The following is a 13,373-nucleotide window of genomic DNA, read 5'->3' on the forward strand; positions in this document are numbered from 1 at the left end:
CGGTGGCGCCATGACCGTGCTTGTGAGCCGGCTGGACCCCTCCGGCGCCGAGTACGGCGCGAGGCGCGAGGCCATGCTGGCGAAGCTCGCCGAACTGGAGGCCGAGCAGGCGAAGGCCGTCGCGGGCGGCGGGCCGAAGTACGTCGAGCGGCACCGCGAGCGCGGCGGGCTGCTCCCCCGGGAGCGGATCGAGTTGCTGGTCGACCCCGACGCGCCCTTCCTCGAACTGTCCCCGCTGGCCGCTTGGGGCACCGAGTTCCCCGTCGGCGCGAGCGTGGTGACCGGGATCGGGGTCGTCGAGGGCGTCGAGTGCGTGATCACGGCCAGCGACCCGACCGTGCGCGGCGGCGCGTCCAACCCCTGGACGCTGCGCAAGACGCTGCGGGCCACCGAGATCGCGCTGCGCAACCACATGCCGTACGTGAACCTGGTGGAGTCGGGCGGCGCGGACCTGCCGACGCAGAAGGAGATCTTCATCCCCGGCGGGCAGGTGTTCCGCGACCTGACCCGGCTGTCGGCCGCGGGGATCCCGACGATCGCCCTCGTCTTCGGCAACGCGACCGCCGGCGGGGCCTACGTCCCCGGCCTGAGCGACCATGTCGTGATGGTGCGGGAGCGGGCGAAGGTGTTCCTCGGCGGCCCGCCGCTGGTGAAGATGGCGACGGGCGAGGAGTCCGACGACGAGTCGCTGGGCGGGGCGGAGATGCACGCCCGCGCCTCCGGCCTGGCCGACCACCTCGCGGCCGACGAGCACGACGCGCTCCGGATCGGCCGGCGGATCATGCGGCGGATCGGCCGGCGCGGGGCCGGGCACGCCGCCGCCCGCGACTACCCGGCTCCCCTGTTCGACGAGGACGAGCTGCTGGGCATCGTGCCGGAGGACCTGAAGGTCCCCTTCGACCCCCGCGAGGTCCTGGCCCGGGTGGTGGACGGCAGCGACTTCGACGAGTTCAAGCCGCTCTACGGGCCGAGCCTGGTCACCGGCTGGGCGAGCGTCCACGGCCACCCGGTCGGGATCCTCGCCAACGCCCAGGGGGTGCTGTTCGGCGCCGAGTCGCAGAAGGCCGCGCAGTTCATCCAGCTCGCGAACGCCACCCGCACGCCGCTCGTCTTCCTGCAGAACACGACGGGCTACATGGTCGGCAGGGAGTACGAGCAGAGCGGCATCGTCAAGCACGGCTCGCTGATGATCAACGCGGTGGCCAACTCGACCGTGCCCCACATCACGATCGTGATGGGCGCCTCCTACGGCGCGGGCAACTACGGCATGTGCGGGCGGGCCTACGACCCCCGTTTCCTGTTCAGCTGGCCGAGCGCGAAGTCGGCCGTGATGGGCCCGGCCCAGCTCGCCGGGGTGATGTCGATCGTCGGCCGGGCCGCGGCCGAGGCGCGCGGGCAGGTCTACGACGAGGAGGCCGACGCGGCGATGCGCGCGGCGGTCGAGACGCAGATCGAGGCGGAGTCGGCGGCCTTCTTCCTGTCCGGCCGCCTCTACGACGACGGGGTCATCGACCCGCGCGACACCCGCACGGTGCTCGGGATGTGCCTGTCGGCGGTCGCGGGGGCGCCGGACCCCGGGCGGGCCGGCTACGGCGTCTTCCGGATGTGACGGGCATGCTCTTCGGCTTCCATATTCGCGGGGGTGGGTCATGATCGGGCGGCTGCTGGTGGCGAACCGCGGGGAGATCGCCCGCAGGGTGTTCCGCACCTGCCGTGAGCTGGGCGTGGAGACCGTCGCGGTCTTCTCCGACGCCGACGCGGACGCGCCGCACGTGGCCGAGGCCGACCAGGCCGTACGGCTCGGCGCCCCGCTGGCGTACCTCGACCCGGACCGCGTGATCGAGGCGGCCCGCCGCTCCGGAGCCGACGCGGTGCATCCCGGGTACGGCTTCCTGTCCGAGCACGCCGGCTTCGCCCGCGCCGTGCTCGACGCCGGCCTGACCTGGATCGGCCCCTCCCCCGAGGCCGTCGCCGCGATGGGCACGAAGATCGAGGCCAAGGCGCTGATGGCCGAGGCCGGGGTGCCGGTCCTGCCGACCATCCCGCTGTCCCCGGACGCCCCGCCCCAGCTCACGTTTCCCGTGCTGGTCAAGGCGTCGGCGGGCGGCGGCGGACGGGGCATGCGGGTGGTGCGCGACCAGGCCGGGCTCGCCGAGGCGGTCGCGTCGGCCCGCCGCGAGGCCCTGTCGGCCTTCGGCGACGGCACGCTGTTCGCCGAGCCGCTGCAGGAGGGCGCCCGCCACATCGAGGTGCAGATCCTCGCCGACGAGCACGGCACGGTCTGGGCCCTCGGCGAGCGGGAGTGCTCCATCCAGCGCCGCCACCAGAAGGTGATCGAGGAGGCCCCCTCCCCCGCCGTCACCCCCGAACTGCGCCGGGAGCTGAGCGACGCCGCGATCCGGGCCGCCCGCGCGATCGGCTACACCGGCGCGGGCACCGTCGAGTTCCTCGTGTCGGACGAGGGCTTCTTCTTCCTGGAGATGAACACCCGCCTGCAGGTGGAGCACCCGGTGACCGAGTGCGTCTACGGGGTCGACCTGGTCCGGCTGCAGATCGAGGTGGCCGAGGGCGCGCGGCTCGCCGCGCTGCCGCCGAGCCCGGTGGGCCACGCGATCGAGGCCCGCCTGTACGCGGAGGACGCCGAGGGACGCCCCCAGAGCGGCGTGCTGCACCGCTTCGAGATCCCCGGCGTGGACGGGGAGTTCGGCCTCGGCGCCCGGCTGCGGCTCGACTCCGGCGTGGTCTCCGGCGGCGAGGTGGGCGTCCACTACGACCCGATGCTCGCCAAGGTCGTCTCGTACGGCGGGGACCGGGCGGAGGCGGCCCGGCGGCTGGCGCACGCGCTCGCGCGGGCCCGCATCCACGGGCTGACGACCAACCGCGACATCCTCGTGGGCGTGCTGCGGCATCCGGACTTCCTGTCCGGCGCGCTCGACACCGGGTTCCTCGACCGGCGGCCCGTTCCGGCGTCGCTCGCCGGGCCCGGGGCCGTACGCCTGTCGGCCCTCGCGGCGGCGCTCGCCGGGGCGGCGGCGAACCGGGCGGAGGCGCGGCGCGACGGGGTGCTCGGCGGATTGCCGAGCGGCTGGCGCAACGTGCCCTCACAGCCCCGGCGCACGGCGTACGACACGGAGGACGGCGGCCGCCTGGAGATCGCCTACCGGCTGAGCAGGGACGGGCTGCGGGCCGAGGGCTTCGAGGACGTCGCCCTGGTGTCCGCCGAGCCCGGCCGGGTGGTGCTGGAGACGGGAGGCCTGCGGCACGCGTTCGACGTGGCGGTCTATCCGGGCCCCGGTGATCGGCGGCTCGTGCACGTCGACTCGTCTCTCGGGCCGGTCCGGCTCACCCCGGTGGAGCGGCTGCCCGAGCCCGCGGCGCGGGTGTCGCCGGGGGCACTGCCCGCCCCGATGCCGGGTACGGTCCTGCGTGTCGAGGTGAAGCCCGGCGACGTGGTCGAGGCCGGGCAGCCGGTGGTCGTGCTGGAGGCGATGAAGATGGAGCACCTGATCGTGGCCCCCGCCTCCGGCACCGTGGCCGCCCTGCACGTGGTGCCCGGCGCGCGGGTCGAGGCGGGCGTGCCCCTCGCCGACATCGAACCCGCGCCCGAGACCAAGCCCGATATCAGGCCCGAGACCAGGCCCGATGTCGAGGCCCGCGAGGGAGCCCCCGCCGAGACCCGCAACGAGGATCACGAGTCGGCCGGTGTCCAGCCGTGGGATCCGTTCGCGGACACTACGGGCGCCCCGGCCTCCGGCCAGGCACCCGTGGCCGCCGCCGACCCGGCGGATGGCTTGGCGGCGGGCCGCGACGGCACCGGGCAGAACGCCCAGACGGACACGCGGGGCGGCCTCCCCACGGACGCCGGCGGCCCGGAGCCGGGCACGGGCACGGCTCCGGGCGGCACGGCTCCGGTCGCGGACCCAAGCGCGAACCCAGGCGCGAACTCGGGCACGGTTCCGGGCGGCGCGGTTCCGGGCGGCGCGGTTCCGGGCATGGACCCGGGCACGGCCGCGGGTGGCGGTGCGGTCGTGGCTCCCGGCCCGGACTCGGGCTCCGATCCGGGCGCGGCTCCGAGGGGGGAGGCGGAGCAGAGATGAACACGACCGGCGAGCCGGGGCATCTCGTGCGGTGGGAGCAGGCGGGTGGCGTGGCCACGATCACGCTCGACTCGCCGCACAACCGCAACGCCCTGTCGTCCCGGCTGCTCGCGCAACTCGACGAGGCCCTGTCGCGGGCGCTGGACGAGCCCGCCGTACGGGTGATCGTGTTGACCGGCGCCGGGCCCGTGTTCTGCGCCGGGGCGGACCTGAAGGAGCAGCGCGCGGGCGGGGCGCCGGTGACCGCGTCGTTCCCCGGCGTCATGCTGCGGATCTGGGAGAGCCCGAAGCCGGTCGTGTGCCGCCTCAACGGCACGGCCAGGGCTGGCGGACTCGGCCTGGTGGCGGCGTGCGACTTCGCGATCGCCCCGGCGAGCGCGTCATTCGCGTTCACCGAGGTGCGGCTCGGGGTGGTCCCCGCGATGATCGCGGCCACCTGCCTGCGCCGCTTGGAGCCCCGGGCCGCGGCCGAGTACCTCCTCACCGGCGAGGTCTTCACCGCCGCACGCGCGGTGGAGATCGGGCTGCTCACCCGGGCCGTACCCGAGGAGGACCTCGACGCGGCGGTGGCGCACTACACGGGCATGCTGCTGCGCGGCGGCCCCGAGGCGCTGGCGATCACCAAGCGGCTCGTCCGCGAGGTGCCGCTGATGCCGATCGAGGAGGGCCTGCGGGAGATGGCCGCGCTGTCGGCCGAGCGGTTCACCTCGGAGGAGGGGCGGGAGGGCATCCGGGCCTTTGCCGAGAAACGCCCCGCCGCCTGGGTCCCCTCCGATATCGCGGGCGCGGAAGCCGCGCGATGACGGCCGGGGCCGGGCGACCGGGACCGCTGCGGATCGCGAACTGCGGCGGCTTCTACGGCGACCGGCTCTCGGCGGCGCGGGAGATGGTCGAGGGCGGGCCGATCGACGTCCTGACCGGCGACTGGCTCGCCGAGCTCACCATGTCGATCCTCGCCGGCAACCGGCTCAAGGGCCGCCCCGGCTACGCCCGCACCTTCCTCACCCAGATGGAGCAGGTCCTCGGCACCTGCCTCGACCGGGGCATCAGGGTGGTGTCCAATGCGGGCGGCCTCGATCCGGCCGGCTGCGCGGAGGCGGTGTCCGCCCTGGCCGACCGGCTGGGGCTGCGCGCGAGCGTCGCCCACGTCACCGGTGACGATCTCATGCCGCTCGCCGGGCCGCCGGTCAACGCCGGCACCGGCGAGATCCTGCGGGAGACTCCGCTGACCGCGAACGCCTACCTGGGCGGGCGGCCGATCGCGGTGGCGCTGGAGCACGGCGCCGACGTCGTCGTCACCGGGCGGGTCACCGACGCGGCGCTGGTCACCGGGCCCGGCATGTGGTGGTTCGGCTGGGGGCCCGGCGACCTCGGCCCGCTGGCCGGTTCCGTCGTCGCCGGGCACGTCATCGAGTGCGGCTGCCAGGCGACCGGCGGCAACTACGCCTTCTTCGAGGAGGTGCCCGGCCTCCCCGACTGCGGCTTCCCCATCGCCGAGCTGTACGCGGACGGGTCGAGCGTCATCACCAAGCACCCGGGCACCGGCGGGCTGGTCTCGACCGGCACCGTGACCGCGCAACTGCTCTACGAGATCGCCTCGCCCCGCTATCTCGGCCCCGACGTGACGGCCCGGTTCGACACCGTCCACCTGGAGCAGGAGGGGCCCGACCGGGTCAGGATCACGGGCGTACGCGGTGAGGCCCCGCCGGAGACGCTGAAGGTGGCGGTCACCTACGTCGGCGGCTACCGCAACACGATGACGCTGGTGCTGACCGGCCTGGACATCGCCACGAAGGCCCGGGTCGCGCAGGAGGCGATCTGGGCCCGCGTGCCCCGGGACTCCTTCGACCAGGTCCACGTGGAGCTGACCCCCCTCGGCCCGCACGCGTACGAGCCGGGGACGGCCGCGGAGACAGGTGGCACCGCGTTGCTGCGGATCACGGTCATGGACTCCGACGCCCGCAAGGCGGGACGGGCGTTCTCCTCGGCGGTGGTGGAGACCGGCCTGGCGAGCTACCCCGGCTTCTTCGGGCTGACGCCGCCCGCCGACGCCTCCCCCTACGGCGTCTACTGGCCCTCCTCGGTCGACGCCCGTGCCGTGCTCCCGGTCGTGACCGTCGGCGGGGTCCGCATCGAGGTGCCGTACGCGCCGCCAGGGCCGCTGGTCTCCCCTGACGCGTACGGCCCTACCGGCGGCGTCACGGATCACCAGGCGGCACCGCCGTACGCGGGTGATCTCACGGCCGGGCCGGTCCGGCCGCTGGGCCGGGTCGTGGGCGCGCGGTCGGGCGACAAGGGCGGTGACGCCAATCTCGGCGTCTGGGTGCGCGACCCCGCCCGCTACCCGTGGCTCGCGGCGTTCCTGACCGTGGAGCGGCTCGGGGAACTGCTGCCGGAGATCGGCGGGCTGCCGGTGGAGCGGTTCGCGCTGCCCAACCTGCACGCGCTCAACTTCGTGATCCACGGTCTGCTGGGAAGGGGCGTGGCCGCGAGCCCGCTCCTCGACGCGCAGGCCAAGGCGCTCGGGGAACGCCTGCGCGCGGTCCGCGTGCCGGTCCCGCCCTGAACTGCCTCGTGCCGCTCCCGCACTAGGATTGCGCAATCGCAGGACCGCCCGCATGCGGAGGTGGAAGTGAGCGGTTTCCATCAAGCCCGCATGGACCTGGGGGTCCGGCTACGCCGGCTGCGGGAGAACGCCCGCCTGTCCGGGAAGGACCTCGCCGAGCGGCTCCACTGGCAGCCGTCGAAGGTCTCGCGCATCGAGAACGCCCGCCAGACCGCCTCCGAGGACGACGTGGCCGCGTGGGGGAAGGCCGTGGAGGCCGACCCGCAGACGATCGACGCGCTGGTCAGGCAGGTGGCCGGGCTCCAGGAGCGGCAGGACTCCTGGCGGCAGCGGCACCGGAACGGCCTGGCCGCCCTGCAGGAGGACATCCGCGACCTGGAGACGCGCACCCTCCTGTTCCGGGCATTCGAGCCCGGGGCGGTGATCGGGCTGCTGCAGACCACCGAGTACGCCCGGCACGTCTTCGGGAAGCTCAGGCGGCTGTACAAGTCGACCGCCGACGTGGACGACGCGATCCGGGTGCGCATGCGGCGCCAGGAGATCCTGTACGACCCCGCGCGGCGGTTCCGGTTCGTCATGCCCGAGTCGGTGCTGCGCTACCGGCTGGCGCCACCCGACGTGATGCGCGGCCAGCTCGACCGGCTGATCGCGGTGACGACGCTGCCGAACGTGGAGTTCGGCCTGCTGCCGTTCGAGGCACCGCTGCCGTCCGCGCTGACGAACTCGTTCTGGATCTACGACAACGCCCTGGTGGGGGTGGCCACCGGCACCAGGGACCTGCTGCTGCGCGACGCCGGCGAGGTGGATTTCTACGCCCGGGCGTTCGAGGAGTTCTGGGAGGCGGCGGCCTTCAGGGACGACGCGAGGGCGCTGATCGTCCGCGCCCTCGACGACTACACCCTCCACCAGCCGCGCTGACCCACGCGCCAGGCCACCCGCCCGCCGCACGGACCCACACTCCACGCCACCCGCCCGCCGGGCCGCGCGCCCCGTGGCGCCGCGTCGGGCGCCCGGAGCCCTCAGAGCCGAGTGGCGAGTGAGCGAAGCCCGGCGATCACCTCCGCGCCGCCGGGCGCGTGGTCCGGATCCACCAGCCACTGCAGCATCAGACCGCTCAACAGGGCGAGCGGCACCGAGCCGCCGAGCCCCTCGCGTCCTTCCCGCTGCCCCCTGGCGAGGTGTTCGCGTACCTCCGGTGACCGCTCGGCCCGCACCGCGGCCTCGAGTTGGGCCACCCACAGCGCCCGGTGCGTGGTGAAGCTGTCGATCAGCACCTGCCAGCGCTGTTCGGGCCTGTCGGACGGAGTGCGAGAGGCCAGCTCCTCGGAGAGCTCGTCGACCGCCTCCACCAGGGCCTGCGTGAGCAGGGCGTCCTTGGAGCCGAAGTGGTAGCCGATGGCGGCGTGACTGACTCCGGCGGCCGAGGCGATGTCACGGACGGTCGTGTGCGCCCAGCCGCGTTCGACAAGGCACCGCTTGGCGCCGGCCAGCAGATCCTCTCGGTTTCCCATGCCGAGCAGCATACGGGATCGATTGACCATTTGGCTTATCCATATGGTTTGACCAAATGGACAAGACCCGGCTACGGTCGTGCCATGACAGCGACGAAGGTTCTGATCTCCGGGGCGAGCGTGGCCGGACCCGCCCTCGCCTATTTCCTGCGGCGCGACGGCTACGAGGTGACCGTGGTCGAGCGCGCACCGGACCTCCGCGACAGCGGGTACGCCGTGGACTTCCGGGGCGCGGCGTTCGAGGTCCTCGACGAGATGGGCATCCTGTCCGAGCTCCGCGAACACGACACCAGGATGAGCGGCACCCTCCTCGTCGACGAGGAGGGCACCGAGATCGGGCGGCTGCCCGCCGAGGCCTTCGCCGGCGAGCTGGAGGTGCCCAAGAGGGAGCTGACCCGGATCCTGCACCGCATCACGGCGGGCGACGTGACGTACGTGTTCGACGACTCGATCAGCGCGCTGACCGAGCGCGAGTCCGGGATCACGGCCGAGTTCGAACGCGGCGCCACCCGCGAGTTCGACCTCGTGTTCGGCGCCGACGGCGTGCACTCGAAGGTCAGACGGCTGGCCTTCGGCTCGCCCGCCGGCGCCCTGCGGCACCTGGGCCTCTCCGGCGCCGGTTTCAGCACCGTCAACCACCTCGGACTCCGCCGGAGCGGAATACTGCAGCACGGCGTGGACCGGGCGATCTTCCTGCTGAGCACGGGCGACGCCGACCGGCTCACGGTCAGCCTCTCCTTCTCCACCGCCTCCCCCGCGCTCGACCGGCGGCCCCGGCACGAGCAGGAGGAGGCGGTGCGCGCCGCCTTCGCCGGGCGCGGCTGGGAGGTGCCCCGGCTGCTACAGGCGATGAGCGAGGCCGACGACTTCTATTTCTCCTCGTCCTGCCAGGTCCACCTGGACCGCTGGTCGGCGGGCCGGGTAGCGCTGGTCGGCGACGCGGGGTACTGCGCCGCGCCGACCAGCGGCATGGGCACCTCACAAGCACTGGTCGGTGCCCGGGCCCTGGCACGCGCCCTCGCCTCGGCGGGCGGCGATCACACGACCGCGTTCGCCGCGTACGAGGAGGAACTGCGGCCCTACGTCGCGGAGAACCAGGCGACAGGGCGGGAGACCGCGGTCACGATGTTCGGCGGAGGGGCCGCCCCTGCGGATGCGCACACCTCGTGACCCCTCGCCGAGGCACCGCCGCCCTGGCGGACGCGCCGGACGCGCGGGCGACGCGACCCGTCCCGGCCGCGAGCCCGCGCGCCTCATCCGCCGGTAGGCGGTCCGTCACTCGCCCAGCACCGTCTGCAGGTCCATGACGTGGTCCTGCGTCTGCTGGAGCAGCGGGCGCAGCGCCTCGGCGACGTCGCTCAGGCCGAGCTGCTGGGCCTGCTCCACCCGCTCGCGGTAGCGGCGCAGCTGTTCCTGCTCCAGTTCGAGGTCGAGCCGCAACGCCTGCGCGCTGTCGGTCGCGACCGGGATCTCGGGAACGCGGACGCTCGGCACGCCGCCGAGGAAGTCGATCTGCTCGGCCAGCGTGCTCGCGTGGTTGAGCTCCTGGCCGAGGTGCTGCTTGAGCTCCTCGATGATCGACAGGTACTGCGCGCCCTTGATCGTCGCCGCGTGCTGGACGTACTGCACGATCGAGCGGTACTCGCTCTCCAGATCCTCGTTCAGGAGGGCGATGAAGGCCTCCGTGTCCATGGGTGGTCGTCCTTTCGTCATCGAGAGGCCCTTCCCGTACCCGCGAAGGTGGCGGCCGAACACGTCCGGTCCCGATATCGGCGCTGTGTATCGGTGCTCGTACGCGCTCAGCTCAGGCGGTAAAGGGAGCTTGTCCCGGTTCCGCCGTATTCGGACGCCGGGACGAGGGTCGCGTTGGCCTTCACCCAGGCGGTGACGGACGAGTCGGCCCCGCCGCCGGGTCCGCGTCCCTCGCCGAGGAGGACGTACCGCAGGCTGCCGTCCGCGGCGTACCTCTTCAGCAGGTCCACGGTCATCGCGGGATCGGAGCCGGTGAAGCCGCCCATCGCGATGACCGGCTCTCCGGTCGACAGGATGAGCGAGGAGGCGCTCTGCGCGCTTCCCACGGCGACCAGCCAGGTGGCACCGCCCTTGTTCCGCTTCAGGTAGGCGGCCATCTCGGCGTCCACGGCCCCGCCCATCCCTCCAGATCCGCCCAGCCGTCCGCCCAGCCGTCCGTCCGTCCCGTCCTCCGGCCCCCCGGGCGGTGTGCCCTGGCCGGGAAGACCACCGGGAAGGCCACCGGGAAGGCCGGCGCGCCCGCCGAAGGGGGCGCCGCCGCGTCCGGTCGTGGGACCTGCGGTGGGGTTGGTGCCGTTCACCGCCGTGCCGAGCGGCGTCACGGCGTACGCCGCCGGTCCGGCGAGCCCGGCCAGGACCGCCGCGGCCGATGCGAGCGCCGTGACCCGTGCCACCGCCGTGACCCGCGTGGCCGTACGGCGTCCGCGCCCGGCGCCGGGGTCCGCGTCTGGCCTCACGGGGACGAACGCTGAGGCCACCAGGGCGAGCACGGCCACCGCCGTCACGCCCGCGATCGTCCAGGCGAGCCAGGGCACGAACTCCGGCGTACGGCGCAGCACGGCGAACGACCAGGCACCCGTCGCGGCGACGGCCGCCGCCAGGACCGGTCGCCAGGCCCGGGATGTACGGGCCGCCCGCCACATCAGCACGCCGCCGGCGCCGGTCAGCGCGGCGATCGCGGGAGCCATCGCGGTCGTGTAGTAGGGGTGGAACGTGCCGCTGGAGAAGCTGAACACGACGTAGTGGACCAGCAGCCAGCCGCCCCAGAGCAGCAGCGCGGCGCGGACGGGCCGGGTCGCGGGCCCGTACGTGTGCCGGGCGGCCAGGAGCAGGCCGCAGACGAGCGCCACCGCGGCGAACGGGAGCAGCCAGGAGATCTGCCCGGCCATGACGTCGTTGAACAGCCGCCCGGCGCCCGCCGTGCCGCCGAACCCGCCTCCCGGGCCACCTCCCGGGCCGCCGCCGAAGGCCCGGGTGAGGCCCTCGGGCAGGTCGCCGGACGCCGCTGCGGGGAGCCGGGCCGGCCCGCCGTTGCCCGCGCCGCCGAAGACGCGGCCGAGGCCGTTGTAGCCGATCACCAGGTCCCACACGCTGTTGTCGGTGCTGCCCCCGATGTACGGCCGGGAGGAGGCCGGGGTCAGGTCGACCAGGACCATCCACCATCCGCTGGAGACGACGAGCACCGCTCCGGCGGCGAGCAGGCGCCCGATCCGCCGTACGAGCCGCCCCGGCGCCGCGTACAGGTAGGCGAGCGCGAACGCGGGCAGCACCAGGTAGGCCTGCAGCATCTTGGTGTTGAAGGCGAGGCCCACCAGCACGGCGACCGTCAGCAGCGTGCGCAGGCGCCCGGTGCGGGTCGCCTCCAGGCAGAACCACCCGGCCGCCACCAGCAGGAGCACCAGGATCGTGTCCGGGTTGTTGTCCCGGTCGATGGCGACGGTGATCGGCGTCAGCGTCATCACCAGCGCCGCCAGCAGGGCCGCCACCCCGGCCGCGCGCTCGCCGAGCCCGCGCAGCGACCGCCGTACGGCCGAGCCGACCAGGGCCACCGACCCGACCCCCGCGGCGGCCTGCGGCAGCAGCATGCTCCACGTGCCGAAGCCGAAGATCCGGGCCGACAGGCCCATGACCCACAGCGCGAACGGCGGCTTGTCGACGGTGATGAACGACCCGGCGTCCAGCGCGCCGTAGAAGAACGCCTTCCAGCTTCGGGTGCCGGAGTAGATCGCGGCCGCGTAGTAGTCGTTGGCGTACCCGTTGCGGCCGAGCGCCCAGGTGTGGAGGACGGCCGCGAGGACGAGGACGGCCCACCCGCCCCAGCGCAGGAACGGAGTGGCAGGGGCTCGCCGGCCGATCGGGGTCATGGTGGCGAGCACGGTCATCGGGAGTCCTTGCCGGGCGCGAAGACCCAGGATCGCAGGAGCAGGAAGCGCAGCAGCGTGGCGAGGCCGTTCGCGACGACCACGGCGGCCAGTTCGGCCGCCCGCGGCGCCCCGGCGGGCAGCGCGGCCAGGCCCGCGCTGGTCAGCGCGAGCCCCGCGACGAAGGCGACGAGCCCGCCCAGGTGGTGCCGCAGGGCCCCCGCCCGGCCGCGTACGCCGAAGGTGAAGCGCCGGTTGGCGGCGGTGTTGGCCACCGCCGTCACCAGCAACGCGACCGCGTTGGCGATCACGGCCGGCAGGACGGCGCGCAGCGTCCAGAACAGCGCGAGGTGGGCGGCCGTGCTGATCACGCCGATGACCGCGAACGCCGGGATCTGCCTCCTGATGGACGTGGTGGCCGGGCGGGCCGGCGGACGGCGCAGGCTCGCGCGGGCGACCCGCCACATGCCGCGCAGGTCGCCGACCGCCGTCCTGACGATGTCCACCCGGCTGTCGGGGTCGTCCACCCAGTCGACCGGCACCTCGTGGATGCGCAGGCCGTGCTGCTCCGCGAGCAGCAGCAACTCGGTGTCGAAGAACCACTCCTCGTCGCGTACGGCGGGCAGCAGCGCCTGCGCCACCTCCGTGCGGACGGCCTTGAAGCCGCACTGCGCGTCGGAGAAGCGCACGCCCATCAGCGACCGCAGGAGCAGGTTGTAGGCCCGGGAGATGATCTCGCGCTTCGGGCCGCGCACCACGTTGGCCCAGGGAGAAAGGCGGGTGCCGATCGCCAGGTCGCTGTGCCCGCTCAGCAGCGGCGCGACGAGCGGCAGGAACGCGTCCAGGTCGGTCGACAGGTCGACGTCCATGTACGCGACGACGTCGGCGTCGCTGGCCTCCCACACCCTCCGCAGGGCCCGGCCCCGGCCCTTGCGGTCGAGGTGGACGGCCCGCACACCGGGCAGTTCGCCCGCCAGCCGCTCGGCGATCCGCCACGTGGCGTCGGTGCTCGCGTTGTCCGCGATCGTCACGCGAAAGCCGTACGGGAACTCGCGGGCGAGGTAGCCGTGCAGCCGCCGCACGCTCGCGGCCAGCACACGCTCCTCGTTGTGGACGGGGACGACCACCTCGACCAGCCGGGTCCGGCGGGACGCCCCCGCCTCCGGCCCGGACACCATAGTTACGCTCATGGCCCCACGCTCGCGGCCCCCGATGGGACCGCCCTGAGCCCTCGATTAACGCCGCATGAGAACCCGACCTCGATGTCCATGACGCTGCGGGAGCGCCCTCACAGGCCGCTCTCGGC

The 13,373-nt window shown here is 73.9% G+C and carries 9 protein-coding genes and 1 pseudogene; 6 read left to right on the plus strand and 4 right to left on the minus strand.

Features of this window, described 5'->3' with window-relative positions:
- Nucleotides 1-10 precede the first annotated feature (10 nt).
- The 5 genes and pseudogenes from HHX37_RS06625 (at nucleotide 11) to HHX37_RS06645 (ending at nucleotide 7,581) form a co-directional block, all read left to right on the plus strand.
- A complete protein-coding gene (locus HHX37_RS06625) occupies nucleotides 11-1,609 on the plus strand; it encodes an acyl-CoA carboxylase subunit beta (RefSeq protein WP_182884832.1) in 1,599 nt (532 codons plus the stop codon).
- A 40-nt stretch (nucleotides 1,610-1,649) separates the two neighbouring features.
- A pseudogene (locus tag HHX37_RS06630) lies at nucleotides 1,650-3,593 on the plus strand (acetyl/propionyl/methylcrotonyl-CoA carboxylase subunit alpha); the annotation flags it as partial.
- Between the two features lie 500 nt (nucleotides 3,594-4,093).
- On the plus strand, nucleotides 4,094-4,900 hold the full coding sequence (locus tag HHX37_RS06635) for an enoyl-CoA hydratase-related protein (protein ID WP_182884833.1): 807 nt from the start codon (nucleotides 4,094-4,096) through the stop codon (nucleotides 4,898-4,900).
- Nucleotides 4,897-6,663 carry an acyclic terpene utilization AtuA family protein gene (locus HHX37_RS06640; RefSeq protein ID WP_182884834.1) on the plus strand — a complete coding sequence of 589 codons (1,767 nt, stop codon included), beginning with the start codon at nucleotides 4,897-4,899 and terminating at the stop codon, nucleotides 6,661-6,663. Before HHX37_RS06635 ends, HHX37_RS06640 begins: the two co-directional genes overlap by 4 nt.
- A gap of 90 nt (nucleotides 6,664-6,753) precedes the next feature.
- Nucleotides 6,754-7,581, plus strand: a complete 828-nt coding sequence (locus HHX37_RS06645; protein WP_220502638.1) for a helix-turn-helix domain-containing protein — start codon at nucleotides 6,754-6,756, stop codon at nucleotides 7,579-7,581.
- A 101-nt stretch (nucleotides 7,582-7,682) separates the two neighbouring features.
- On the opposite strand, the gene HHX37_RS06650 is transcribed toward HHX37_RS06645, so the two are convergent.
- Nucleotides 7,683-8,174, minus strand: coding sequence for a TetR/AcrR family transcriptional regulator (locus tag HHX37_RS06650; protein WP_182880166.1), 492 nt, complete (start codon nucleotides 8,172-8,174; stop codon nucleotides 7,683-7,685).
- Nucleotides 8,175-8,258: 84 nt separating this feature from the next.
- Between HHX37_RS06650 and HHX37_RS06655 the strand changes: the two genes are divergently transcribed.
- A complete protein-coding gene (locus HHX37_RS06655; RefSeq protein ID WP_182884835.1) occupies nucleotides 8,259-9,344 on the plus strand; it encodes an FAD-dependent monooxygenase in 1,086 nt (361 codons plus the stop codon).
- Nucleotides 9,345-9,449: 105 nt separating this feature from the next.
- Here HHX37_RS06655 and HHX37_RS06660 read toward each other — a convergent pair whose 3' ends face one another.
- The 3 genes from HHX37_RS06660 to HHX37_RS06670 all read right to left on the minus strand — a co-directional run bounded on the left by HHX37_RS06660 (nucleotide 9,450) and on the right by HHX37_RS06670 (nucleotide 13,257).
- Nucleotides 9,450-9,866 carry a ferritin-like domain-containing protein gene (locus HHX37_RS06660; protein WP_117409557.1) on the minus strand — a complete coding sequence of 139 codons (417 nt, stop codon included), beginning with the start codon at nucleotides 9,864-9,866 and terminating at the stop codon, nucleotides 9,450-9,452.
- 107 nt (nucleotides 9,867-9,973) lie between these two features.
- The gene (locus HHX37_RS06665; protein WP_182884836.1) at nucleotides 9,974-12,088 is read right to left on the minus strand and encodes a glycosyltransferase family 39 protein; all 2,115 of its coding nucleotides are present in this window, start codon (nucleotides 12,086-12,088) and stop codon (nucleotides 9,974-9,976) included.
- Nucleotides 12,085-13,257, minus strand: a complete 1,173-nt coding sequence (locus HHX37_RS06670) for a bifunctional glycosyltransferase family 2/GtrA family protein (protein ID WP_182884837.1) — start codon at nucleotides 13,255-13,257, stop codon at nucleotides 12,085-12,087. Before HHX37_RS06670 ends, HHX37_RS06665 begins: the two co-directional genes overlap by 4 nt.
- Nucleotides 13,258-13,373: the final 116 nt, after the last annotated feature.

Source organism: Microbispora sp. H10885 (assembly GCF_014161415.1).
In the GTDB taxonomy this organism is placed as follows: domain Bacteria; phylum Actinomycetota; class Actinomycetes; order Streptosporangiales; family Streptosporangiaceae; genus Microbispora; species Microbispora triticiradicis.